Annotated in this window: 18 protein-coding genes; 7 read left to right on the forward strand and 11 right to left on the reverse strand. The window is 64.2% G+C overall.

From position 1 onward, the window contains the following. Positions 1 to 120: 120 nt before the first annotated feature. The 3 genes from betA to betI all read right to left on the reverse strand — a co-directional run bounded on the left by betA (position 121) and on the right by betI (position 4,062). On the reverse strand, positions 121 to 1,818 hold the full coding sequence (gene betA / locus PRtIB026_RS05045) for a choline dehydrogenase (protein WP_203648422.1): 1,698 nt from the start codon (positions 1,816 to 1,818) through the stop codon (positions 121 to 123). A 76-nt stretch (positions 1,819 to 1,894) separates the two neighbouring features. After that, positions 1,895 to 3,367, reverse strand: a complete 1,473-nt coding sequence (gene betB, locus PRtIB026_RS05050) for a betaine-aldehyde dehydrogenase (protein ID WP_046853877.1) — start codon at positions 3,365 to 3,367, stop codon at positions 1,895 to 1,897. Positions 3,368 to 3,405: 38 nt separating this feature from the next. Beyond that, positions 3,406 to 4,062: a transcriptional regulator BetI gene (gene betI, locus PRtIB026_RS05055; protein ID WP_203648414.1), complete on the reverse strand. Its 657-nt coding sequence runs from the start codon at positions 4,060 to 4,062 to the stop codon at positions 3,406 to 3,408. A gap of 478 nt (positions 4,063 to 4,540) precedes the next feature. Between betI and PRtIB026_RS05060 the strand changes: the two genes are divergently transcribed. Both PRtIB026_RS05060 and PRtIB026_RS05065 read left to right on the forward strand, forming a co-directional pair. Continuing rightward, positions 4,541 to 6,544, forward strand: a complete 2,004-nt coding sequence (locus PRtIB026_RS05060; RefSeq protein WP_203648412.1) for a BCCT family transporter — start codon at positions 4,541 to 4,543, stop codon at positions 6,542 to 6,544. A gap of 135 nt (positions 6,545 to 6,679) precedes the next feature. After that, positions 6,680 to 11,350 carry a dermonecrotic toxin domain-containing protein gene (locus PRtIB026_RS05065; RefSeq protein ID WP_267813654.1) on the forward strand — a complete coding sequence of 1,557 codons (4,671 nt, stop codon included), beginning with the start codon at positions 6,680 to 6,682 and terminating at the stop codon, positions 11,348 to 11,350. A gap of 40 nt (positions 11,351 to 11,390) precedes the next feature. Here PRtIB026_RS05065 and PRtIB026_RS05070 read toward each other — a convergent pair whose 3' ends face one another. The 5 genes from PRtIB026_RS05070 to gpmI form a co-directional block, all read right to left on the reverse strand. Next, positions 11,391 to 12,785 carry a trypsin-like serine peptidase gene (locus PRtIB026_RS05070; protein WP_203648410.1) on the reverse strand — a complete coding sequence of 465 codons (1,395 nt, stop codon included), beginning with the start codon at positions 12,783 to 12,785 and terminating at the stop codon, positions 11,391 to 11,393. A gap of 212 nt (positions 12,786 to 12,997) precedes the next feature. After that, complete coding sequence (locus tag PRtIB026_RS05075) at positions 12,998 to 13,762, reverse strand: divergent polysaccharide deacetylase family protein (protein WP_203648408.1); 765 nt, start codon at positions 13,760 to 13,762, stop codon at positions 12,998 to 13,000. A 9-nt stretch (positions 13,763 to 13,771) separates the two neighbouring features. Continuing rightward, positions 13,772 to 15,100, reverse strand: a complete 1,329-nt coding sequence (locus PRtIB026_RS05080) for a S41 family peptidase (protein WP_062572581.1) — start codon at positions 15,098 to 15,100, stop codon at positions 13,772 to 13,774. Between the two features lie 249 nt (positions 15,101 to 15,349). Continuing rightward, positions 15,350 to 16,648: a murein hydrolase activator EnvC family protein gene (locus tag PRtIB026_RS05085; RefSeq protein ID WP_203648406.1), complete on the reverse strand. Its 1,299-nt coding sequence runs from the start codon at positions 16,646 to 16,648 to the stop codon at positions 15,350 to 15,352. A 225-nt stretch (positions 16,649 to 16,873) separates the two neighbouring features. Beyond that, positions 16,874 to 18,409, reverse strand: a complete 1,536-nt coding sequence (gene gpmI, locus PRtIB026_RS05090; RefSeq protein WP_203648404.1) for a 2,3-bisphosphoglycerate-independent phosphoglycerate mutase — start codon at positions 18,407 to 18,409, stop codon at positions 16,874 to 16,876. A gap of 206 nt (positions 18,410 to 18,615) precedes the next feature. On the opposite strand from gpmI, the gene PRtIB026_RS05095 reads away from it, so the two are divergent. The 3 genes from PRtIB026_RS05095 to secB are packed head-to-tail and all read left to right on the forward strand — an operon-like array spanning position 18,616 to position 19,807. Beyond that, positions 18,616 to 19,029 carry a rhodanese-like domain-containing protein gene (locus PRtIB026_RS05095; protein ID WP_028688411.1) on the forward strand — a complete coding sequence of 138 codons (414 nt, stop codon included), beginning with the start codon at positions 18,616 to 18,618 and terminating at the stop codon, positions 19,027 to 19,029. A 1-nt stretch (position 19,030) separates the two neighbouring features. Further along, the gene (grxC, locus tag PRtIB026_RS05100; RefSeq protein ID WP_003249204.1) at positions 19,031 to 19,285 is read left to right on the forward strand and encodes a glutaredoxin 3; all 255 of its coding nucleotides are present in this window, start codon (positions 19,031 to 19,033) and stop codon (positions 19,283 to 19,285) included. Positions 19,286 to 19,324: 39 nt separating this feature from the next. Next, positions 19,325 to 19,807: a protein-export chaperone SecB gene (gene secB, locus PRtIB026_RS05105; protein ID WP_203648402.1), complete on the forward strand. Its 483-nt coding sequence runs from the start codon at positions 19,325 to 19,327 to the stop codon at positions 19,805 to 19,807. 399 nt (positions 19,808 to 20,206) lie between these two features. Here secB and trmL read toward each other — a convergent pair whose 3' ends face one another. After that, positions 20,207 to 20,668, reverse strand: coding sequence for a tRNA (uridine(34)/cytosine(34)/5-carboxymethylaminomethyluridine(34)-2'-O)-methyltransferase TrmL (gene trmL / locus PRtIB026_RS05110; RefSeq protein WP_203648400.1), 462 nt, complete (start codon positions 20,666 to 20,668; stop codon positions 20,207 to 20,209). On the opposite strand from trmL, the gene PRtIB026_RS05115 reads away from it, so the two are divergent. Beyond that, positions 20,667 to 21,104 (forward strand): hypothetical protein, encoded by a 438-nt coding sequence (locus tag PRtIB026_RS05115; RefSeq protein WP_203648390.1) that lies wholly within the window; start codon positions 20,667 to 20,669, stop codon positions 21,102 to 21,104. The genes trmL and PRtIB026_RS05115 overlap by 2 nt on opposite strands. Before the next feature lie 267 nt (positions 21,105 to 21,371). After that, positions 21,372 to 22,235, forward strand: coding sequence for an RHS repeat-associated core domain-containing protein (locus PRtIB026_RS05120; protein WP_244670936.1), 864 nt, complete (start codon positions 21,372 to 21,374; stop codon positions 22,233 to 22,235). A 130-nt stretch (positions 22,236 to 22,365) separates the two neighbouring features. Here PRtIB026_RS05120 and ntrC read toward each other — a convergent pair whose 3' ends face one another. After that, positions 22,366 to 23,802: a nitrogen regulation protein NR(I) gene (gene ntrC / locus PRtIB026_RS05125; protein WP_203648385.1), complete on the reverse strand. Its 1,437-nt coding sequence runs from the start codon at positions 23,800 to 23,802 to the stop codon at positions 22,366 to 22,368. Continuing rightward, entirely contained in the window at positions 23,799 to 24,884 is a 1,086-nt protein-coding gene (gene glnL, locus PRtIB026_RS05130; RefSeq protein WP_110735235.1) for a nitrogen regulation protein NR(II), read from the reverse strand. Before glnL ends, ntrC begins: the two co-directional genes overlap by 4 nt. Between the last annotated feature and the right edge of the window lie 12 nt (positions 24,885 to 24,896).

Below are 24,896 nucleotides of genomic sequence, written 5' to 3' on the forward strand. Positions count from 1 at the left end.
CTTGTGTTGCCATCGTGGGCCCTTTCGCGGGTAAACCCGCTCCCACAGGTATATCACTGGCATCAAGGGCAGTGCGGAACCTGTGGGAGCGGGTTTACCCGCGAAGAGGCCGGAGCAGGCTTACGCCTGCTTCACTTCACGCATCGGCTTGCCCTTCACCGGTGCATCGCCCGCCACGTAGTACTTGGCGGTGCTGCGCGGCAGCGGCTTGCGGCCACGGATCTTGTCCGAGATCTTCTCGGCGATCATGATCGTGGTGGCGTTCAGGTTGCCGGTGATGATCAGCGGCATGATCGATGCGTCGACCACGCGCAGGCCCTGCATGCCATGCACGCGACCTTCGCCGTCGACCACTGCCATGTCGTCGGTGCCCATCTTGCACGAGCAGGACGGGTGGAAGGCGGTTTCGGCGTGCTCGCGGATGAACTTGTCCAGCTCTTCATCCGTTTGCACGTGGGCGCCCGGGCTGATCTCGCGACCACGGAACGCGTCCAGCGCCGGCTGGGCCATGATTTCGCGGGTCAGGCGGATGCCGTCGCGGAATTCCTGCCAGTCTTGGTCGGTGGACATGTAGTTGAACAGGATGCTCGGGTGCTGGCGCGGGTTCTTCGACTTGGCCTGGATGCGACCACGGGCCGGCGAGCGCATGGAGCCCATGTGCGCCTGGAAGCCGTGCTCTTTCACGCCGTTGGAGCCGTTGTAGTTAATCGCGACCGGCAGGAAGTGGTACTGGATGTTCGGCCACTTGAACTCAGGGCGGGTGCGGATGAAACCGCCGGCCTCGAACTGGTTGCTGGCGCCGATGCCAGTGCCGTTGAACAGCCACTCGGCACCGATTTTCGGCTGGTTCCACCACAGCAGCGACGGGTACAGCGACACCGGTTGGGTGCAGGCGTACTGCAGGTACAGTTCCAGGTGGTCCTGCAGGTTCTCGCCGACGCCCGGCAGGTCGTGGACCACCGGAATGTCGAGGCTTTCCAGCAGGGCGCGCGGGCCGACGCCGGAACGCTGCAGCAGCTGCGGCGAGGCGATGGCGCCGGAGGAAACGATCACTTCCTTGCGGGCGCGGGCTTCGACGCGCTCTTCGCTGTCACCCACCAGGTAGGTCACACCAACGGCGCGCTTGTTGTCGAACAGCACGCGATCGCTCAGGGCGTGGGTGACGATGGTCAGGTTCGGGCGCTTCTTGGCCTGGTCCAGGTAGCCACGGGCAGTGCTGGAGCGACGGCCGTTCTTGGTCACCGAACGGTCCATCGGGCCGAAACCTTCCTGCTGGTAGCCGTTGAGGTCTTCGGTGCGCGGGTAACCGGCCTGCACGCCGGCCTCGACCATGGCGTGGAACAGCGGGTTGTTGCCGGCTTTCGGCGTGGCCACGCTGACCGGGCCTTCGCCGCCGTGGTAGTCGTTCGGGCCGATGTCGCGGGTTTCGGCTTTACGGAAGTACGGCAGGCAGTCCAGGTAGGTCCAGTCTTCCAGGCCCGGCAGTTCAGCCCAGCCGTCGAAGTCCATGGCGTTACCACGGATGTAGCACATGCCGTTGATCAGCGACGAGCCGCCCAGGCCCTTGCCGCGACCGCATTCCATGCGGCGGCCGTCCATGTGCGGCTCCGGATCGGTCTCGTAGGCCCAGTTGTAGCGGCGACCCTGCAGCGGGAAGGCCAGGGCGGCCGGCATCTGGGTGCGGAAGTCGAAGCGGTAGTCGGGGCCGCCGGCTTCCAGCAGCAGCACGGTGACGCTGGCGTCTTCGGTCAGGCGGGTGGCCAGGGTGTTACCGGCGGAGCCGGCACCGACGATGATGTAATCGAATTCTTGGGACATGAAAAGTACCCTCGTTGGCGGTGGTCAGGGAGCGGAAACGCCCGTGCGCGAAGGCACGGGCGTGGCTAAACGGGGTTTAGAAAACCGAGTTGTAGCCGCCCAGCTCGACCTGGACCGACTTGATGCGAGTGTATTGAGCCAGCGAGCTGACACCGTTCTCACGGCCGACGCCCGACTGCTTGTAACCGCCAACCGGCATTTCCGCCGGCGACTCGCCCCAGGCGTTGATCCAGCAGATGCCGGCCTCGAGCTTGTGGATGATGCGGTGGGCGCGGCTGATGTCGTTGGTGCAGACGCCGGCGGCCAGGCCGTATTCGGTGTCGTTGGCGCGACGGATGACTTCTTCCTCGGTCTCGTAGCTGAGGATGCTCATTACCGGGCCGAAGATCTCTTCCTTGACGATGGTCATGTCGTCGGTGCAGTCGGTGAACACGGTCGGGGCCACGAACGCGCCCTTGGCGAAGTCGCCGTCCAGCAGACGCTCACCGCCGCACAGCACGCGGGCGCCTTCTTCTTTACCCTTGGCGATGTACGACAGCACGCTTTCCATGTGCTGGAAGCTGACCAGCGGGCCGAAGTTGGTGTTCTCGTCTTCCGGGTTGCCGGCACGGATGCGGGCGACGCGCTCGGCGATCTTGGCTTCGAAGGCGGCTTTCATCGCGGCTGGGATGAACACGCGGGTGCCGTTGGTGCAGACCTGACCCGAGCTGTAGAAGTTGGCCATCATGGCGATGTCGGCGGCCTTGTCCAGGTCGGCGTCGTCGCAGATGATCAGTGGCGACTTGCCGCCCAGTTCCATGGTCACTTCCTTCAGCGAGGAGCTGGAGGCGCTGGCCATGACTTTCTTGCCGGTGGTGGTGCCGCCGGTGAAGGAGACTTTTTCGATGCGCGGGTGCTCGGTCAGCCAGGTGCCGACTTCGCGGCCGCTGCCGGTCAGGACGTTGAACACGCCGTTCGGCAGGCCGGCCTCGGTGAAGATCTCGGCCAGTTTCAGGGTGGTCAGCGAGGTGACTTCCGACGGCTTGAAGATCATCGCGTTGCCGGCGGCCAGGGCCGGGGCGGATTTCCACAGGGCGATCTGGATCGGGTAGTTCCAGGCGCCGATACCGACGGTCACGCCCAGCGGCTCGCGGCGGGTGTAGACGAAGGACGATTCGCGCAGCGGGATCTGCTCGCCTTCGATGGCCGGTACCAGGCCTGCGTAGTACTCCAGCACGTCGGCGCCGGTGACGATGTCGACGTAGCGGGTTTCGGAGTAGGACTTGCCGGTGTCCAGGGTTTCCAGCATGGCCAGCTCGTCGTTGCGCTCGCGCAGGATGTCGACGGCGCGGCGCAGGATGCGCGAACGCTGCATGGCGGTCATCGCGGCCCAGACTTTCTGGCCGCGCTCGGCGCTTTCGACGGCCTTCTCGACGTCGGCTTGGGTCGCGCGCTGCACGTGAGCGAGGACTTCGCCGGTGGCCGGGTTGATGGCTTCGAAGGTGGCGTCGCTGCCAGCGTCGACGTAAGCGCCATCAATGTAGAGTTTTTGCGTTCCGAAACGGGCCATAGTGTCCTCGCAAGTGCAGTGTGTGGTTGGCTGCCGCGTCACGCTCCTGCCGGTTGGCTGGTCGCTGCGCGCGGCTGTTCAGAGGCCTGGTCGGTTGTGCCCAGGGACTGCTGTTTAGCCAGTTGTAGATCCATGTATTCGTAAGCAATTCGTATTGCCTGGTCGGTGTCGAATGCATCTCCCGACAGGGCGCCACGCAGCCACAGGCCGTCGATCAGGGCTGCCAGCCCGCGGGCAGCCTTGCGCGCATGGTGGAGCGGCAGGACGCGGCGGAACTGGCAGCACAGGTTGGAATACAGGCGGTGATCGTTGATCCGCTGCAACCTGTGCAAAGACGGCTGGTGCATGCTGGAGGCCCAGAAGGCCAGCCAGGTTTTCATTGCCGGGCCATTCACCTGGCTCGCATCGAAGTTGCCTTCGATGATCACCTTCAGGTGGGCACGCGGGCTGTCGTCCGTGAGTGCCTGACGACGCGCGATCACACCCTCGTTGAGCATGTTCATGATGTAGCGCATCGTCGCTGCGATCAGGCCGTTCTTGTCCTGAAAGTAGTGACTGATGATGCCGTTCGACACACCGGCCAAACGGGCAATCAGCGCAATGCTGGCATCGCCCAGTCCGACCTGATCGACTGCCTGCAATGTGGCTTCGATCAACTGCTGGCGGCGGATGGGTTGCATACCGACCTTGGGCATCTTGCTATCTCCTCAGGCCTGCGGGCAGACGACAAGCGGCTACCTCGGCGAGGCCAGTCTATTTTGTTTTGATTGAACGTTCAATCAATAAAGAATAAGCTCTGCGACAATTTGTGCCATTGACAGTTTTCAGGACGGTCAAGAGGACACGAATCGACACCCCAGGAAATCGTGTAACCCCCGGAATACAAGGCGTTGACGGGCATGAGCGATGCAAAGGACAGATTCTGCCGAGCGGTCATGGACTGCGCGGTCGGCCCTTGGAGCGGGCCAGGTGGTCTGTGGCGAATGCGCGCACCTTCTGCTGAGTGCGTGGCAAGGCGACAGGCGGCCGGTCTGTTTTTTTTGCAGCGTTTCGATTCGGGATCACGGTTTCCAGGTGCCTTTTATAACACCTTGCGCAGTAGGGCTATTGCACCAATTGCGCGGGAAATAACTGTATAGCCTCCACTGCCGCACTGCCCGGAGCATTCGTGCAATGAGTTCTGCCTCCCTGACAACCCCCCCCGCCGAGCGGGTACGGGTCAACCGCGTGGTGTTCTACACCTCGGCGCTGATGATCCTTGTTCTGACTGCCCTGCTGATCGCTGTCCCCGAAGCCGCCGGCCAGGCGCTGGGCGTCGCCCAGAAATGGCTGACCCGTACCTTCGGCTGGTACTACATGCTGGTGATCTGCGGTTACCTGCTGTTCGTCGTCTACCTGGCCTTCTCCGACTACGGCAAGCTCAAGCTTGGCGGCAAGGACGACACCCCCGACTTCAGCTACGGCGCCTGGGCCGGCATGCTGTTTTCCTCGGGCATCGGTATCTCGCTGCTGTACTTCGGCGCCTCCGAGCCGCTGGACCATTACTTCAACCCACCAGAAGGCACCCCTGCCAGCCTCGAGGCCGCACGCCAGGGCCTGCAGCTGACCTTCCTGCACTGGGGCCTGCACGGCTGGGCGATCTACGCCCTGGTCGGTCTTGCCGTGGGTTACTTCGCCTACCGTCACAACCAGCCGCTGGCACTGCGTTCGGCGTTGTACCCGCTGGTCGGTGAGCGTTGGGTCAAGGGCGGCGCGGGCCATGCCGTGGACATCTTCGGCATGTTCGTTACCCTGCTGGGCCTGGTGACCAACCTCGGCATCGGTTCGATGCAGGTGGCCTCGGGCCTGGAATACCTGTTCGGCATGGACCACAGCAAGACCAACCTGCTGGTGGTGATCCTGGTCATGGCGGGCGTTGCCACCGTGGCCGCGGTGTCGGGCGTGGAGAACGGCATCCGCCGCCTGTCCAACCTGAACATCCTGCTGTTCAGCGGCCTGCTGATCTTCGTGCTGCTGGCCGGCAACACCCTGCACCTGCTCAACGGTTTCGTGCAGAACGTCGGTGACTACCTCAACGGTGTCGTGCTGAAGACCTTCGATCTGTATGTCTATGAAGGCGACAACGACAAGTCCGAGCGCTGGCTGGGCCTGTGGACCGTGTTCTACTGGGCCTGGTGGATCTCCTGGGGCCCGTTCGTCGGCATGTTCATTGCCCGTATCTCCAAGGGCCGTACCGTGCGTCAGCTGGTCAGCGGCGTGCTGCTGATCCCGCTGGGCTTCACCCTGGCCTGGCTGTCGATCTTCGGTAACACCGCGCTGGACCTGGTGATCAACCAGGGCGCCGTCGAGCTGGGCAAGACCGCGCTCGAACAGCCGTCGATGTCGATCTACCAGCTGCTGGAATTCTTCCCGGCCGCCAAGATCGTCATCGGTGTGGCGGTGTTCGTCGGCTTCGTGCTGTTCCTGACCCCGGCCGACTCCGGCGCGGTGATGATGGCCAACCTGTCGTGCAAAGGCGGCAAGGTCGACGAAGACGCCCCGCACTGGATGGTGGTGTTCTGGTCGGTGGTCATCACCCTGGTCACCATCGGCCTGCTGTTCGCCGGTAACTTCGAAGCCATGCAGACCATGGTGGTACTGGCCGGCCTGCCGTTCTCGGTGGTCCTGGTGCTGTTCATGTTCGGCCTGATGAAAGCCATGAAGCAGGACGTCGCGGTCGAGAGCGAGCGCGCCGAACTGGCCGCCCGTGGCCGTCGCGGCTTCAGCGAGCGCCTCAGCCAGCTGGACCTGCAGCCGACCCAGGCCGTGGTCCAGCGCTTCATGGACAAGCAGGTCAGCCCGGCGCTGAAAGAAGCCGCCGAGCAGCTGCGCACCCTGGGCTTCGAAGTCGAGACCCGTGTTGGCCAGTCGCGCAACATGATGGGCCTGCGGGTGATGATGGAAGAGGGCAACCCGTTCGTCTACGAAGCCAGCCTGGACGGTTACATGGCCGCGCCGAGCGAGGCGCCGGTCGAAGGCGAGCCGGAAGTGCGCCAGCGCTTCTACCGTGCCGAGGTATACCTGCACGATGGCAGCCAGGAATACGACCTGATGGGCTTCACCCGCGAGCAGATCGTGCGTGACGTGCTCGATCAGTTCGAAAGCCACCGCCAGTTGCTGGGGCGTGTGTACAGCTGATCACGGCTGATGTGAACAAGGGGCCCGGCGCTCAAGTGTCGGGCCCCTTGTCGTATCCGGGGGGCAATATGTAGTGCCAGTGGTGTGCGGGTGCGGGGGCATGGTGGTGGCTCATCAATGAACGGGGCCTTTTCCATGACCAACACCTCAACACCGATCTTCGACTTCAAGAACGCCGTCGCCCGGCAATTCGCCAGTCGGCCGACCTTGCGCCAGGTGGTCAGCGAGCAGCTGCTGCACGTGCTGTTCAGGGAGCTGCCATGGCTGGCCTTCGTCGAGCCGGCGCTGGAGTCCGCCGATCCGTTGATCCTGGACAGCCCGGATCCAGACACCCACTACTGGACGACCGCCCCGCTGGTGGAGGTTGTGCTGCAGGCGATGCTCGATGGTACGCCGTTGGACCTGGAGGCCATCGGCGAACGCCATCACAATCTGGGCCTGGCGGGGCCTCACCGCTTCGCCGGCTCGCACGGTGCCTGGGATACACGTCGTCTGACGGGCATCACGCCTGTGCTCAACAGGCTGCTGGCGCGACTGATCGAGCACTTCAGCCAGGCTCAGGTGAGCTATTGGAACGGGCTGGGTACATCCGGCAAGCGCCGCGATAGCTGGTTGCAGCTGCTGTTGAAAATGGCGTTGCTGCGCAACCTGCCCCTGCAGGGTCTGGACGACCAGCAGCAGGCTTGTGTCCGTGGCCTGATTCGGGGAAGTGATGATCAGCCTGCGGTGTTCGTCGTCCAGGCCAGCCTGCGTGCGGACCAGCAGCAATTCAGACGGCTCCAGCCCGGCTTGCTGGTGACGGCCGAGTGGGACGAGCGAGCGGTTGTGCTCTGGCTTGAGCCGTCGGGCCTGGTCAGGGCCTTCGATTCGCTGGACGATTTCGCCCTGGCGCTGCGTGACGAACTTGCGCTGCGCTACCGGTTCACTGCCCTGACCTGGGATCGCCACGAACTCGAGGGCGATGTATTCGCGCAATGGAGCGCCTTGCTGCTCGGGCACATGCTCGAGCGCATCGGGCAACTGCGTCTGCAGGGGCTGACACTGGCGCAAATGGAGGCGCTGTTCGCCGAGCTGAGCGACCCCGCGCAGTGGTTGGTGGCGGGCTACTTCGTCGAAGAAACGGGTGCGCCCGCGATACCGCCAGGCATAGCCGCCACGTCGGCCAGCACCAGCTTCGCCTATCAGTCGGCGTTGCTGGATATGGCGCTGGACCAGATTGACGCAAAGGGCGTGGCGGCGCTGGATGGGATACTCGACCTGCAGGCTTATGCCCGCCAGCAACTGCGCAAACAGATGCTCGAGGACTATCCGGTGGAAGCCAACTATTTCTCCGATGAACTGATCCTGGCGCTTGAGGTCGCAAACGGAGTTGCGGGTGGCGCAGGCGCAGGAACGGCTGGTGGCGAACCGCTGGAGTCGGCGGGCGAGCTGACCCTGACCGAGTTCGCCATCGCCAATCTCAGCTCACTGGGTGATGCCTTCCTCCAAAACATCAGGCATGCCAACGGTCAGCTGATCATGCCCTGGATGACTACCGACTACGTGAAGGCACTGGTGCGCAAGGTCGATATCGGTGGCCGTTATCCCAAGTACGTGGCCGACGCCCTGGATGACCCGGCGGCCCGCCCCGAGCGCACTCGCCGCTTTGCCCGGGAGTGGCGCCAGGCGCTGCGTTTCAGCGCCTTGCAGGCGAAACTCGATCACAAGCTCAGCGAAGCGGGCCTGCAGTGTGTCATCGATCTGTGCAAAGACCTTGGCGACAAGAGCTTGAAGGCAAGCGGCCTGATGCCGCTCACCTTCAAGCGGCAGCCGACTTCCAGCCGGCATGATCGGGTCCAGGGCATGTTCGTACTGTTTTCGACCGAGCCCCGTGTGGTGCTGCTCTACCGCCCGCTGTACGCGGATGAACCGCTACGGCAGTTCTCCAGCCTCGATGCGCTGATGGCGGCCATCCGCGAATCGGGCCCGCTGCAGGCGAGCATCCTGGCCTGGATGGATGAGCATGCTCGGCCGATCTACGACAAGGGTGGGTTTGCAGAGCCCCACGTCGTGCATCTTGGTATTGATCCTTTCCAACTACCCGAAAGGCCCGAGCCGGCCCGGTTGGACGGGGTGCTGTGGCTAGACGATGTGGATGAAAAATTGTACGCGGCAAATCGGGCGCTACTTTTGGACCTGGCCGAGAAGCAGAGCACGTCCACTGCCGAAAGCCGTTGGGCGGTGCTCGGCAAAGGCGCCTGGCTGCTGTTCGATACCGCCACGGTGCTGATGAGTGGGCCGATCGCCACGGTTGCCTGGTTGATCCAGACCCTTGATAGCCTGCGTGGCGATGGCCAGGCGCTGGCGCAAGGTGGCGCGTTCGAGCGCTCCACGGCCGCCGTCGACCTGGTCATCAACCTGGGCATGGCGCTGTTGCATGCGCGACTGCCGAAAGGCCGCCAGGCAGTGCCGCGGCGCTTGCTCCAGGCCGCCGGTTTCGAAGGGCCTCCCACCCAGGACGGTGGCTACGCGGCGGCAAGGGTCGAGCCGGCCCAAGGCAAGGTGGGTATGCCGGGGCCACTGCCGCGTGCCGCCACGGGTTTGCAGCTCGACCTGAGCTGGCGCGGCAACCAGGGGTTCAACTGGCTTGCCCCGGAGCAACGCAAGGCCTTGATGGCCATGCGTGCGAGTGTTCCGCTGGCGGGCTTGCAGCCCTCGCTAGCCGGGCTGTACACGGTCGACGGGCGGCACTATGTCTCGATGCTGGGGGAGGTCTTCGCCGTCAGTGTGGAAGGCGATGACATCCGGATTGTCGACGGCGCGCGGCAGCCGGGGCCGTGGCTGGTCTTCGAGCAAGGTGCCTGGCGCATCGATACCCGGCTGCGCCTCGGTGGTGGCATGCCCGGCGGGCGTCTCGAGCGGCAGTTCGCCAGGCTGCGAGTCGCCACCCACAAATTGACCGATCAGGCAAACCGGGAGCTGCAAACGTTCGGCCGCTTTAGCCAGGAAGTCGTCACGGTCCAGGAGCGCCTTCAGCATCTGGAAAGGTTGAGGATTCAGGAAAGGGGCAGGCGACTCGCAGCTGAGGAGCACGAAGATGACACGTTCGACAGGGCCGCCTCCGACCGGATCATGGCGTCTTATGATCAGCGCATCGCCGCGCTCGCTGGCGAACTGGACGCCAAGCGCCTGCAAGCCGTCGCCCAGGCCGAAGCGGTGGTCCGCCTGGATCGCGAGCACTGCGGTGTCCTGCAGAGCATGCTCGAGCCCAAGTACGGCAGCCTCCGCAAGCCGGGCTTCGCACAGACCCTCGGCCTGCATCGGGCCACGCTGACGGCTGCGCTGCTGCGCAACAGCGATTTCATCCTGGGTGAGCTGCAGCACCTTGCGAACTTTCCGCGCATGACCGAGTTGGCGGCGCAGTTCGATGACGGTGTAGGCGCCCATGTGCGCGACGAGTACCGGCATTTTCGCGTGGAGCTGGCGAAGGTCGTCGACCTCCAGGAGCGCATGCTGGTCGCGCAAGGTGGCCTGGATGAGTTGCTGGCCGAGGTCCCCGACGACCTTGACTTCGGCATTGCCGGAACCCGGCGAACGGTCGCCCGGTTGATAGCCGAGCGTACCTTCACCGTTGTCGATCTTCGCTTCCATCACGCCCTGAACCTGGCAGACCTGGCATTGCACCTGGACTCGCAAAATGGCCGGCATCAACTGCTGAGGTACCGCGACGATCTGGCGGGCACCACGCTCAGGAGCGCCGCCACGGCCCATGGCGAGTCGCTGATGTCCAACCTGGGCGTGGCCGATCGCATCAGCATTCTCCAGGAAGCGTGGGACGCCTATGCGGCGGCGATCATCAATGCGCTGCACCTGGAGCGCACGGGCGGCGACCTGGTGGAAGTCGACCGGCTTCAGCGCTACCGGACCCATATGCAACTGCTCAAGGATGATGCCGGGCGCCGTCTGGTGGATGCCCTTGCGGAGCAGGACGGCGCGCCAGGGTTGATCAAGCGAGTGCCTTATCCGCGCACCGAGGAGTTGCAGCGGGCCGTGCGCACCCGTGAAGGCCTGCTGGTCATCGGGACTGAAGTGCAGGGGCAGGCGGGGACACTGCTCGAGGTGCGTGACCCGATCAGCAAGGCGGTCCTGCAGGTCTTCGACTTCAAGGACGGTGACTGGGTGGAGCGCGAAGGCGATGGGGCAAAGGCCGGCGCCGAGGAAGAGGGCACGGAGCAAGCCAAGGCTCTGGTGCAGGGGCTGCTGAAGGATAGCGAAGACGTGCTGGCCATCGCCTGGGCCTATGTGAAGGATGACGTCAATGGGCGCATGCTGGAGCGCTTGCTCAACCGCCAGGCCGACCGCTTGCAAGGTACGGCCGCGCTCCTGGCCGGGCAGGGAGCGGCTGAAGCGCTGGTGGACGCCTTGAATGCCGCAGTGAGCGACCTGCAGGCGCAGATGAAGCGCCTGCTGACCGAGCTGTACGACAAGACCCGCTATCCCTCTGCGCACGGGCTGCGTTTTCTCCATGCTCAGGGGTTGATCAAGGTGGACTACGTCAGGCGTGATACCTCGACCACTACCAGCCCGTTCGACGAGTTCAGGGTCACCCGCCTGGAAGCCCCGGGGGAAACCAGGGGGCGCAGCCTCTGGGCGGCGCATTTCCACCTGGCCTCCCAGGCAGCGCCGCTCGAGGCGTTCACCCATGGGCACCTGAAGGTCTGGAGCCAGCGTTTTCTGGGCAGGCAGTACGAGGCCGTCAGCGGTGAGCGGGTGCACAGGGGGCGCCTGACTGCCAGCGATGTGGCAGGGATCATTCCCTTGGCTTGAGGGGGCGGCCCTGCCTGAGCGGCGCAGGCAGGGCCTGAAATCAATGGCCGTGCACCGGCAGCAGTTCGCTGTGGGTCGACGCCACTTGTCCGTCGATGTCGATGGCGCGGCTACAGAGCGTGGCCGGCAGGCGTGAGGCCGGGATGACCTGGGCGGGTGTCAGGGCGCGGCGGTAACCGAAGGCGTTGTCGCAGTCCATCCGGTCCGCGGCGCCGTACTTGACCAGGTAGTGGCTCAGGTAGGGCTGCCTGGTCTGCCAGTTGAGCATGACGTGGCCTTGCTCGTGGCGATCAAGGGTGTAGCGGATTTGCGGTAGACCTGCCGGAATCACCTCGACAGGCAGGCTAAGGGCGTTGGCCAGCAGGGCCGGGTAGGGACGCTGATCCGGCGATTGCACGCCGACCAGACACAGGTAGTAGCGGCCCGGCTCGCTGGCGATCGGGTTGTCGATGCGCCGTTCGCTGGCGGGGATCGTGCCGCTGTAGCCGGCCGCGTCCTCGCACTCGAGTGCATCGCGTACCTGCTTGTAGCGGTAGCGCGGGGTGTTGATGTCGAGGGCCAGGTCCCAGGTGGCGGCGGATGAGCCGTTGCCGAGCCGCCTGAGCAAGCGGGCCCGCCCTTTCTGAGTGATTTGGAAGGCGGGCAGCAGGATGCAGCGTTCGAGGCTCAGATCGGCGTGGCCTTGGTGAAAGCAACCGAGTACACGCTGGACCGGGATGGCGTAATTGTTTTGCGTCGCTCCGACAGGCACGCTGTTGACGACGCTGACCAAGTGTCCGCTGACCTGGTCGATCACCGCGCTGCCTGATGCGCCTTTGCCGCCGGAGGGGCAGTCATTGACCTTGAGCCTGCGCCATACCCAGGGAAACTCGGTCACGCTGGCCTGGTCCCGTTCTGTGCATTGGGCCGCGCGCAGTCCGAGGTCTGGCCTGCCGGCCTCGCCCACCATCACCACCGCGCTGCCTGATGCTGGACTGACGCCAAGCGCCAGCGGCTGGATGCCTGCGGCCATCACCTGAGAGAGGCTGGCGTCCAGTTCCAGCAGCGCCAGGTCGCTGCCTTGCATGCTGCTCCACAGCGTGCGCTTGAGGGCGAATGTCGGGCGAGCATCCGGGGTGTCGGCGAAGTAGTTGAAGGTGATGCTGCCCTGCGCCGGCTGATCGTGGATGATCCGGCCATTGCGAGTCTCCAGGCAGTGGCCGCTGGTCAGCAGGTAAGCGGGGCCTGTCGTAGTGGATGCGGGGCCGCGGCTGTCGATCAGCGTGGCGATGCATTGGCGGCCGCGCTCCATGTTAAGGCGGCCGATGCCGCTCCAATGGGCGTGCTCGCCCTGGGCGTTTTTCAGCAGTGTGGGTGTGTCGCTGGTGGCGGCGAGGGTTTCGGTCGCGGCCCAGAGCATCGTCAGGGCAAGCAGAGAGGTGGCTTTGGTCGACATCGGTTGAGCTCCTGTATGGATTACCGATGCGAGCGTGCCTGCGGGGAAGGGGCGCCAGGTGGTGCTTATGGATATGCGCGGTACGTTGGCTGTGGCGGCATAGGTATCACCAGCGTGGGAGCGGGCTTGGCCCGCGATGCCCTGCCAGCACCGGCCTAGCCGGTGATCGCGGGGCTAGCCCGCTCCCACGTTGGTCTGGATCGGGCGACGCCTCAGCGATTGCTGTAGCGACCCTGGTGACCATGGGCGGGCATGGCCTGATTGCCGCGTTCGGCGATCATCTGCGGTAGACCGATCAACTCGATGCCCTGGGCCTTGAGTCGGGGGATTTCACGGGCCAGTACCTCAAGCGTCTGCGGGTAGGGGTGGCCGATCAGTACCGCAGAGCCTTGTTTGCGGGCCTGGGCGATACCCAGCTGCAATTGTCCGCTGATCGCCTCCGTGGTGCGCACGTCATCGAGGAACACATCCCGTGAGACATGGGCCAAGCCCAATGCCTGGGCCTCTGCCGCCGCCACAGTGGCGGCGCTGGTGCGGCTGTCGACGAAGAACAGGTGGCGGCGTTGCAGCTCTTCCATCAGCCAGCGCATCGGTTCGCGCTGGGCGGTCATGCGGCTGCCCATGTGGTTGTTGATACCCGCGACGTAAGGCACCTTGGCCAAGGCAGCGTCCAGGCGTCGGGCCAGCTCCTCGATCGGCGTGCCGGGGTGCCAGGCGTAGGGACCGGTGGCCGGGTCCATGGGCATGTGCAGGATCACCGTGCGTCCGGCCTTGTGGGCCTGGCGGGCGAACTCGGTGGCGTGCGGGGTGTCGGGCATGATCGCCATGGTGACCGGCCCGGGCAGGGCGAGGGTGCGGCTGTCACGCTCGCTGCTCTGTCCCAGGTCGTCGATGATGATGCTCATGTAGGCCTTGCCCGGCGCCGCCTGGGCGGTACCGAGCATGAGGCAGAACAGCGTGAACAGCAGGTAACGCATGGGAAGCGGTCAGTCGCCCTTGGTGATGTTCAGGCCCTTGAGCAGGCTGAGGGCCTGGCTGAGCTGGAAGTCGTTGTCCTGTGGGCGATCCTTGCGCTTGCTGCTGCCGCTTGGGCGGTCGGCACCGCCGTTGCCGTTGCCCAGGTGGCCCTGCAGGTCGGCTTCCTTGAAGTTGTCGTTGTCGGCCTCGGCGGTAAGCTTGGCCGGACGCACCTCGATGTCCGGGACGATGCCCTGGGCCTGGATCGAGCGGCCGTTGGGGGTGAAATACAGTGCGGTGGTGAGCTTCAGCGCACGGTCGTTGGCCAGCGGCAGCACGGTCTGTACCGAGCCCTTGCCGAAGCTGTCGGTGCCCATCAGCACGGCGCGCTTCTGGTCCTGCAGGGCGCCGGCGACGATTTCCGAGGCCGAGGCGCTGCCGCCGTTGATCAGCACCACCAGCGGCACGCCTTCGCTGGCGTCGGCCGGGTCGGCGGAGTAGCGCAGCTCGGAGTTGGCGATGCGGCCCTTGGTGTAGACGATCAGGCCCTTGGTGAGGAAATGGTCGGCCACTTCCACCGCCGACTGCAACACACCGCCGGGGTTGTTGCGCAGGTCCAGGACCACGCCGCGCAGCTTCTTGCCGTTGTCCTTGCGCAGCTTGGCCAGGGCCTTGCCCACCTCGTCGCCGGTCTTGACCTGGAACTGGGTGATGCGGATGTAGCCGTAGTCGTTCTCCAGCAGCTGACTCTTGACGCTCTTGACCTGGATCACCGCGCGGGCAAGCGTCACGTCGAACGGCGTGCCGCCGTCGCGCACCAGGGTCAGGGTGATCTTCTCGCCGATCTTGCCGCGCATCTTGTCCACGGCCTCGGTCATGGTCTGGCCACGGGTCGGCGCGCCGTTGATCTTGACGATCAGGTCTCCGGCCTCGATGCCGGCGCGGGAGGCCGGGGTGTCGTCGATGGGCGAGACCACCTTGACGAAGCCGTCTTCCATGCCCACTTCGATGCCCAGGCCGCCGAACTCGCCGCTGGTGCTTTCCTGCAGCTCCTGGAAATCCTCGGGGCCGAGGTAGGCAGAGTGTGGGTCAAGGTTGCTGAGCATGCCCTTGATGGCGTTCTCCAGCAGGGTCTTGTCGTCCACAGGCTCCACATAGGCGGCCTTGATGCGGTCCATGACCTCGGCAAAGGTGCGCAGCTCTTCAAGCGGCAGCGGCGCCTTGGCGGTCACCTCGGTGGCCGGCACCGCAGCCGGCTTGGCCGCTGGCTTGGCCGGCTCGGCAGCAACGGCCAGGGGCGCGCCGATGACCAGGGCGATGGTCAGGGCCAGCTGGGTGAGGCGAGGCGAGTGCAGCATGTCGAACGAACTCCTGATCCTGTTGGTGCTCCCGTCGGGAGCATCGGCGCCGCCGTTTCGTGGGCGGCGCCGTAAAAGTAGCATTATCCAGTGTCCTGTCTCGGAAATAAGCTGTTCACTTTTGGCGGCGTCTTGGGCGCCCGGCCGGCGTTGCCACTCCTCGCCATAGCCCTGCTATGACTCGTCGCGGCGCCTTGGCCGAACACCCAAGCCACTCGCCAAAAGAGAACGTATTTCCGAGACAGGACACTAGCCTCGGCACCATTGCGCAGGGTCGGTGGGCCGGCCCTGCTGGCGAATCGCGAAGTACAGGCCGGCGTTGTCCTGGCCACCGCTGTCGCCGACGGTGGAGATGGCATCGCCGGCCTTGACGATATCGCCGGCGCTCTTGAGCAGGCTCTGGTTGTGGCCGTACAGGCTCAGGTAGCCATTGCCATGGTCGAGAATGACCAGAAGTCCAGCGCCGCGCAACCAGTCGGCGAACACCACGCGCCCGCCGTGCACGGCGCGCACCTGCGTGCCGGCGCTGGCGCCGATCATCACTCCGTCCCATTTGGCCCGGGCGTCGCCGCCGCGGGTATCGCCGAAGCGTGCCAGCAATCGACCATTGACGGGCCATGGAAGTTTGCCCCGGGCCGCAGAAAAAGCGCCGCCGTAGCTGGCGCCATCGCTGGAAACCACCGGGCCGAGGGTGGTGCGGGCCTTTTTCGGTGCCTCTTCCGGCTCCTGGGCACGGGCCGCCGCGGCCAGGGCCTGCTCCTTGCGGCGTTTCTCTTCTTCCTGCCTGGCCAGCAGGGCGCGCTGGCGCGCCTCTTCGGCCTCGCGGGCCTGGCGGGCCAGGGTTTCCTCGATGGTCTTGAGCACCTTGCCCAGGTCGGCCTGGTCCTGCTCGCGGCTCTGCAGCTTCTGGTCGCGCTCTTTCATGTCGCTGTTGAGCTTGGCCAGCACCTGCTGGCGCTTGTCGCGTTCGGCCACGAGCGCCTGGCGGCGACCGTCGAGGTCGGCGCGTTGGGTCAGCAGCTGTTCCTGCTGGCGGGCGATGTCCTGCTCGACGTTGGCCAGCTGGCGCAGGGTCTCGTTGAAGGCGCGCAACTGGTCCATGCGCGCCTTGCTGAGGTAGTCGTAATAGGTGAGGGTGCGGGCGAACTTCTCGGGGTTCTGCTGGTTCAGCAGCAGCTTGAGGTATTCCTCGCGGCCGTTGTTCTGGTAGGCCGAACGGGCCTGGATGGCAATCAGGCGTTGCTGTTCAACGCGGGCGCTCTGGAGTTTTTTTTTCTCGTGATCAAGGCGCTCCAGCTCGCCCTCGGTCTTTTTTAGTTCTTGCTGCAATGCCTCCACCTGTTTCTCGAGGCTGCCGATGTCGGTCTCGGTGGACTTGAGGTCTTTCTGCACGCCGGCTTTCTCCTCCTGAAGCTTGCCCAGCATCTTCTTCAGCTCGGCGATGTCCTGGCGGGTGGCGTCCAGCTGTTGCTGGGTCTGTGCGCGCTCGTCGGCGAAAGCCGGGGTGAGCAGGCATGACAGGGCTAGTAAGAAGAGGGCGCGGAGCATGGGGTTTGGCGTACCGGGGATGGAGACTGGCCTAGTATGCCCTTGCGGGCCTGCAAAAAAAACGCCCAGCGGCATGCACGGCGGGGCGTTGGTCTGGAATTCAGGTATTTCGGGGCTGCTGCGCAGCCCTTTCGCGGCACAAGGCCGCTCCTACAGGTTATGTGCGATCACCTGTAGGAGCGGCCTTGTGCCGCGGAAGGGCCGCAAAGCGGCCCCGTACAAGCATCAAGCATCGACCAGGATCGAGGTGCCGGTCATCTCGACCGGCTTTTCCAGCCCCAGCAGCTTGAGCATGGTCGGCGCTACATCGGCCAGCACGCCGCCTTCGCGGACCTTGACCTGGCGCTTGCCGACATAGATGAACGGCACCGGCTCGCTGGTGTGGGCGGTGTGCGCCTGGCCGGTGCACTCGTCTTCCATCTGCTCGACGTTGCCGTGGTCAGCGGTGATCAGCGCTTCGCCGCCGACCTTGTCCAGGGCCTCGACGATACGGCCGACGCAGATGTCCAGGGCTTCGACGGCCTTGACCGCCGCTTCGAACACGCCAGTATGGCCGACCATGTCGCCGTTGGCATAGTTGACCACGATCACGTCATAACGCTGCTGCTCGATGGCCTCGACGATGCGGTCGGTGACCTCGGGAGCGTTCATTTCCGGCTGCAGGTCGTAGGTGGCGACCTTCGGCGACGGGATCAGGATGCGTTCTTCGCCTTCGAACGGCTCTTCGCGACCACCGGAGAAGAAGAAGGTGACATGGGCGTACTTCTCGGTCTCGGCGATACGCAGCTGGGTCTTGCCGTTCTTCGCCAGGTATTCGCCCAGGACATTGTCCAGACTGGACGGGGCAAACGCGGCAGGCGCCGGAATTTTCGCCGAATACTGGGTCAGGCCGATGTAAGCCGCCAGCTTGGGCAGGCGTGCGCGTGGGAATTCGCTGAAGTCCGCTTCGACGAACGCACGGGACAGCTCGCGGGCGCGGTCGGCGCGGAAGTTCATGAAGATGACCGCGTCGCCATCCTCGACCTTGACGGCTTCGCCAATGCGCGTGGCCTTGACGAACTCGTCGTTCTCCTCGCGGGCGTAGGCGGCTTGCAGGCCGGCGAGGGCGCTGTCGGCGGTGAATTCGGCGGTGCTGTCGACGATCAGGTTGTAGGCGGCTTGTACGCGATCCCAGCGGTTGTCGCGGTCCATGGCGTAGTAGCGGCCGATCAGGCTGGCGATGCGGCCCTTGCCCAGGCGGGCGAAGGTGGCGTCGAGCAGTTCGATGGACGACTGGGCGCTGCGCGGCGGCGTGTCGCGGCCGTCGAGGAAGGCGTGCAGGTAGATCTTCTCGGCGCCACGCTGCGCGGCCAGCTCGGCCATGGCGATCAGGTGGTCCTGGTGGCTGTGCACGCCGCCGTCGGAGAGCAGGCCGAGGATGTGCACGGCCTTGCCGGCGCCGACGGCCTTGTCCACCGCGCCGCCGAGCACGGGGTTCTCGAAGAACTCGCCGTCACGGATGGCCTTGGTCACCCGGGTGAAGTCCTGGTACACCACGCGGCCGGCGCCGAGGTTCATGTGACCGACTTCGGAGTTGCCCATCTGCCCGTCGGGCAGCCCCACGTCCATGCCGGAACCGGAGATCAAACCGTGCGGCTGGGTGGCGCGCAGGCGGTCGTAGACCGGCGTGTTGGCAGCGAAGATGGCGTTGTATTCGGGGCTTTCGCTGTGACCGAAGCCATCCAGGATGATCAGGACCAGGGGTTTAGGCGTACTCGTCATCAATCAAACTCACGGTTGTTCAAAGATGATAAAGACACGCATTTTAGGGCAAATCCGCCAGCGACGGCGAATATTCCTCCCCTTGCCCGACAGGCGCGGTCAGGCATGCAACATGAAGACGCGTTTGCCGCCAGCCCGGTGGGCTTTGGCGGTCATGGGGCGCTGTGTATACTGGCCGCCATTTTCAATCGCCTGGAACACCCCTGATGGTTGCTCACCTGATTCAATTCGCGACAGATCACTACATCCTGGTGGCCATTTTCGTCGTCCTGCTGGTCCTGCTGCTGATCAATGAAGTCCGCCGTGGCGGCCAGAGCCTGAGCAACGGCCAGCTGACCGCCCTGGTCAACGCCGACAAGGCCGTAGTGATCGATATCCGTACCGCCAAGGAATACTCGGCCGGGCATATCGTCGGTGCGCTGAACATTCCCCAGGACAAAGTCGCCGGCCGCATGAGCGAGCTGGAAAAACACAAAGAGAAGACCCTGATCGTCGTCGACGCGATGGGCCAGCAGTCCGGCACCCTGTGCCGCGAGCTGCTCAAGGCTGGTTACACCGCCGCCAAGCTCAGCGGTGGCGTTTCCAGCTGGAAAGCCGATAACCTGCCCCTGGTGAAGTGATATGAAGCCCGTCATCGTCTATTCCAGCGACTACTGCCCCTACTGCATGCGCGCCAAGTACCTGCTCGAGAGCAAGGGCGTGGCGTTCGAGGAGATCAAGGTCGACGGCAAGCCCCAGGTTCGCGCCGAAATGAGCCAGAAGGCCGGCCGTACCTCGGTGCCGCAGATCTGGATCGGCAGCACGCACGTCGGTGGATGCGATGACCTCTATGCCCTGGAGCGCGCGGGCAAGCTCGACGCGCTGCTGGCGGCCTGATTCGCACTGCATTCAAGAACATTAGGAAAAGGATCTGCCATGACCGAGCAACAGACCAACGGCGCCACTGACGCCACCGCTCCACAATTCTCCCTGCAGCGCATCTACGTGCGCGATCTGTCGTTCGAGGCCCCGAAAAGCCCGCAGATCTTCCGCCAGCAGTGGGAGCCGAGCGTCTCGCTGGACCTGAACACCCGTCAGAAAGCCCTGGAAGGCGACTTCCACGAAGTCGTGCTGACCCTGTCGGTGACCGTCAAGAATGGTGACGAAGTGGCCTTCATCGCCGAAGTGCAGCAGGCTGGCATCTTCCTGATCGCCAATCTGGACGCGTCCTCGATGAGCCACACCCTCGGCGCGTTCTGCCCGAACATCCTGTTCCCGTACGCCCGCGAGACCTTGGACAGCCTGGTGACCCGTGGCTCGTTCCCGGCGCTGATGCTGTCGCCGGTCAACTTCGACGCCCTGTACGCGCAAGAAATGCAGCGCATGCAGGAAGCCGGTGAAGTGCCGACCGTGCAGTGATTGCTGCGGGTAAAGAAAAGGCGACCTTCGTGGTCGCCTTTTTCATGGTGTGTCGCCTGCCCCGGCCCTTTCGCGGGTAAACCCGCTCCCACAGGAGCTGTGCTGCTCTCAGCAACCACACAATACCTGTGCACTCACAGGACTGTGCTGCTCTCAGCAACCACACAATACCTGTGTACTCACAGGACTGTGCTGCTCTCAGCAACCCCACACTACCTGTGCACTCACAGGACTGTGCTGCTCTGAGCAATCACACACTACCTGTGCACCCACAGGAGCTGTGCTGCTCTCAGCAACCACACACTACCTGTGCACCCACAGGATCTGTGCTGCTCTGAGCAACCACATAGTACCTGTGGGAGCGGGCTTGCCCGCGAAAGGGCCGGTATAGGCAGCGCATCAGCTACCGGCAAATCCCTGCTGTCGCCACGCCTCGTACACTGTCACCGCCACGGTATTGGACAGGTTCAGGCTCCGGCACCCCGGCCGCATCGGCAGGCGCAGGCGCTGCTCGGGGGCCAGGCTGTCCAGCACCTCGGCCGGCAGGCCACGGCTTTCAGGCCCGAACAGGAAGGCGTCGCCAGGCTGGTACTCGACCTCGTGAAACGGGTGCGAGCCCTTGGTGGTGAAGGCGAACAGCCTTGGCTGATTCAGGCTTTCCAGGCAGTCGGCCAGGCTTTGGTGACGCTTGAGCGTGGCATACTCGTGGTAGTCCAGCCCTGCCCGGCGCAGGCGCTTGTCGTCCAGTTCGAAGCCGATCGGCTCGATCAGGTGCAGGTCGCAGCCGCTGTTGGCGCACAGGCGGATGATGTTGCCGGTATTCGGCGGAATTTCTGGTTGAAAAAGGATGACGTGAAACATGCACGGCTCCAAGCATGAAGATGACGGGCATTCTACCCCCGAACCCGACCCGCGTTCGAAGGCCTTCCCGCGGGTGATCCTGTCGCTGGCCCTTGTCGGGCTGATGGTCGGCATGATGATCGGGCGTTTGACCACCCCGGAAGAACGGGTACTCGAGCAGGTGCAGGTGGTGCAGGATGGCCTGGACCTGTGGTTCAACGAAGAGCCCAGGCTGCATGGCGAGAACGTCCAGGGCACCGTGGCCATCGTGTTCGAGGCCCAGGGCAAGACCCAGCGTGGCCAGCTGAGCCTGCAGGGCAAGCCGGTGGGCTGGCGTCTGCAGAAGAGCGAGGAAGGGCTGGTACTGACCGTGGTGGCCGCCCGCCCCCTGCGCGGCGAGTGGAACGCTACGGAGGAGGCGGGGCGCTGGCGGGTGCAGGTGAGACTGCACGAATAAAAGAGGGGATTTCCCGGCCTGCCTGTACCGAGGTCCCCAAAACTGGAGGTACTGAGTACTTAGCAGGGAGCGTGCCAGGTCTTAAAGGGCCATGAATGTGGCGTTATAGCCATTTTTCCAAGGCTTTTGAAGGCTAATCTGCCTTGTGCTGGTGCATGCGGCACAGCAACGGTGCAACTGGGACCTGATAGTTTTGCCAGTTTCGGCCAGTGTCAGCCTTGGTTAACGTTCTGCTTATGAACCATGGTCCTGTGGGAGGGATTGTTCATGAGCCTGTACTTGCCGATGCTCGATCACCAGCGATCATCTTTCGGGGGGCGTACCTACTCCAGGGCGTATACGCCATATGGTGCCGCTGCTTTTGTAGAAGGCCCAATTCTCGGGTTCTGCGGGCAACTCTGGGAGCGGCCGATGGGTATCTATCAGCTGGGCAACGGCTACCGTTGCTATTCTCCAACCGCATTGCGCTTCCTGTCCCCGGACCAATTGAGCCCGTTTGGTGATGGAGGGCTCAATGCCTATGGTTACTGTGCGGGTGATCCGGTCAACAAATGGGATCTCAGTGGTGGTGTATGGGAGCCGATATTTGGAGGCATCATGGGTATTATCGGCACGGCGGAAACAGCAACTAGCCTGGCCGCAAATATCAAGCTCAGAAAGAGTATAAAAGCGCAGAAAGCTACTTCCAACGACCCTGCCGTCCTGAATACTGTGGAGCCCACCAGAACACGTATTTTGCAGGAGAAGATAGCAATAGGCTTGGCCGGTGGGGCCACTGCGAGTGCCGTGGCTACTTTGAGTGGTGTGCCTTTGGCGGCACCGGTAGGAGCTGTCCTTGCAGGTGGATCTTTTGGCGCCTGGGCTCTGGGTAAGGTGGCAGCTCGGCGTGAAAATAAGCGACGTGAAAACCCATTGAATTTCCTGGGGCGCTCGGCAGGGACCCGCGAGAACCAGATCATTGGCGCGTTCAAGGTTGTGCAGCGTTCTATTAACGATGATCTTGAACGCATGCAGGCTCAAAGGCGAACTCTTTGGGGACCAATCCATCAGGAAATGCGGAGTAAGGTCGTAATGGGTTCTGACTACGATGTACTTCTGGACGTCGTTAACGAGACGAGGGAAAAGAATTGACAGCCCAGTCTCACTCGTATGTTTGATTTGCTGTGGTGGTGAGGCGGTGTGCCAGGTGGTGCTGGGCTACAGAAGCCAAGAGTGAAGATCATGCCAGGCCCTTCATACGGGCCTGGCGTACACATGCCCGTCAGTGATCTTCATTGTCGTCCTCTTCCCCTCCATCCACCTTCATCCCCAATTCCTTGATCTTGCGCGTCAAGGTATTACGACCCCACCCCAGCAACAACGCTGCATCACGACGACGCCCGGCCGTATGCTTGAGCGCGGTCTCGATCATGATCCGCTCGAAGCTCGGCACAGCGCTGTCGAGCAAACTTGACTGGCCGCGGGCCAGGGCCTGGTCAGCCCACTGACGCAAGGCCTGCTCCCAGTTGGTCACCGGCGCGGCGTCCTGGGGCAGGTTGAGCAGTTCCGGCGGCAGGTCGCCGACCAGCACTTCGCGACTGGAAGCCATCACGGTGATCCAGCGGCAGGTGTTCTCCAGCTGGCGCACGTTGCCCGGCCACGGCAGGTTGCGGATGAACTCCTCGGTCTCCGGCTTGAGCAGCTTGGGTTCCACCGCCAGCTCCTGGGCAGCGCGGCCGAGGAAGTGGCGGGCCAGGGCCGGGATGTCCTCGCGCCGATCCGCCAGGCGCGGGATATGGATGCGGATCACGTTGAGGCGGTGGAACAGGTCTTCACGGAACTTGCCGGCCTGCACCAGCGACTCGAGGTTCTGGTGGGTGGCGGCGATGATGCGTACATCCACCTTCACCGGCACATGGCCACCGACCCGGTAGAACTCGCCGTCGGCCAGCACCCGCAGCAGGCGGGTCTGGGTGTCGGCGGGCATGTCGCCGATCTCGTCGAGGAACAGCGTGCCGCCGTCGGCCTGCTCGAAACGGCCGCGACGCAGGTTGGCGGCGCCGGTGAAGGCGCCTTTCTCATGGCCGAACAGCTCGGATTCCATCAGGTCCTTGGGGATCGCCGCCATGTTCAGGGCGATGAACGGCGACGCCGCACGCGGGCTGTGGCGGTGCAAGGCGTGGGCCACCAGCTCTTTACCCGTGCCGGACTCACCGTTGATCAGCACGGTGATATTGGAGTGGCTGAGGCGACCGATGGCGCGGAATACCTCCTGCATCGCCGGCGCCTCGCCGATGATCTCGGGCGTGCGGGCCAGCGCCTGGGGCACTTCCAGGGCTTGCTGCTCCTGGGCATGCTGGTTGGCGCGCTTGACCAGCGACACCGCCTCGTCGACATCGAACGGCTTGGGCAGGTACTCGAAGGCGCCGCCCTGGTACGAGGCCACGGCGCTGTCCAGGTCGGAGTGAGCGGTCATGATGATCACCGGCAACCCCGGGTGCTGCTCGCGGATCTGGGCCAGCAGGTCGAGGCCGCTGGCGCCCGGCATGCGGATGTCCGAGATGATCACGTCCGGCTGCTGGCGGGCCAGGCGGCCCATGACGCCGTCGGCGCTGTCGAAGCTCTGGGTGGTCATGCCTTCCTGCTGCAGGGCCTTTTCCAGGACCCAGCGGATGGAACGATCATCATCGACGATCCAGACGGTTTCACTTCGGCTCATGGGGCGGTGGCTCCTTGTTCCAGGGGCAGGTAGATCGAGAAGGTGGTGTGGCCGGGGTGGCTCTCGCACTCGATCAGGCCCTGGTGCTGGCTGATGATGTTCTGGGTGATGGCCAGGCCCAGCCCGGTACCGTCCGGACGGCCGCTGACCATGGGATAGAAGAGGGTGTCCTGCAGTTCCGCTGGGATGCCGGGGCCGTTGTCGACGATCTCGATCCTGGCGACCAGGCGGTGGCGCACATGGCCGATGGTGAACTGGCGCACGGCGCGGCTGCGCAGGGTGATGCGGCCCAGGCGCAGTTCGTTCTGCCCGCCGATGGCCTGCATGGCGTTGCGCACGATGTTGAGCACGGCCTGGATCATCTGCTCGCGGTCGATCAGCACGTCCGGCAGGCTCGGGTCATAGTCGCGCACCAAGGTGATGCAGCCCTGGCTCTCGGCCTCGACCAGGCTGCACACGCGCTCGAGCACTTCGTGGATGTTGGTCATGGCCAACGACGGCAGCTTGTTCGAGCCGAGCATGCGGTCGACCAGGTTACGCAGGCGGTCGGCTTCCTCGATGATCACGTTGGTGTAGTCGCGCAGGCTTTCTTCCGGCAGTTCGCGGGCCAGCAACTGGGCCGCGCCGCGGATGCCGCCGAGAGGGTTCTTGATCTCGTGGGCCAGGCCGCGCACCAGCATCTTGGTGGTCTCCTGCTTGCTCAGCTGGGCCTCTTCCTTGGTGATGCGCAGCAGGCGGTCGCGCGGATGCACCTCCAGCAACAGCAGGGTCTGGCCCAGATGCAGGATGGGAGTGACGGCATAGTCGACGGTGATGGTCTGGCCGGTCAGCGAGGTCAGCTGCGCTTCACGCTTGGTGAACGGGTGCGCCTGTTCCACCGCCTGGCGCAACGAATTGAGCGCCTCGGTCGATTCGGTGAACAGCTCGCTGATGAACTGCCCGTGGCTGCGCTGGCCGCTCACGGCCAGCAGCATCTCCGCCGCCGGGTTCATGTACTCCAGGCGCAGTTCGGCATTGAGCAGCAGCGTGGCCGTGGTCAGGTTGTCCAGGAGCAGACGGTGCTGTGCATCGCTGATGGTCATGGGGCGTCGTTG

Origin of the sequence: Pseudomonas sp. RtIB026 (genome assembly GCF_016861355.2) — a bacterium.
Lineage (GTDB): Bacteria > Pseudomonadota > Gammaproteobacteria > Pseudomonadales > Pseudomonadaceae > Aquipseudomonas > Aquipseudomonas peradeniyensis.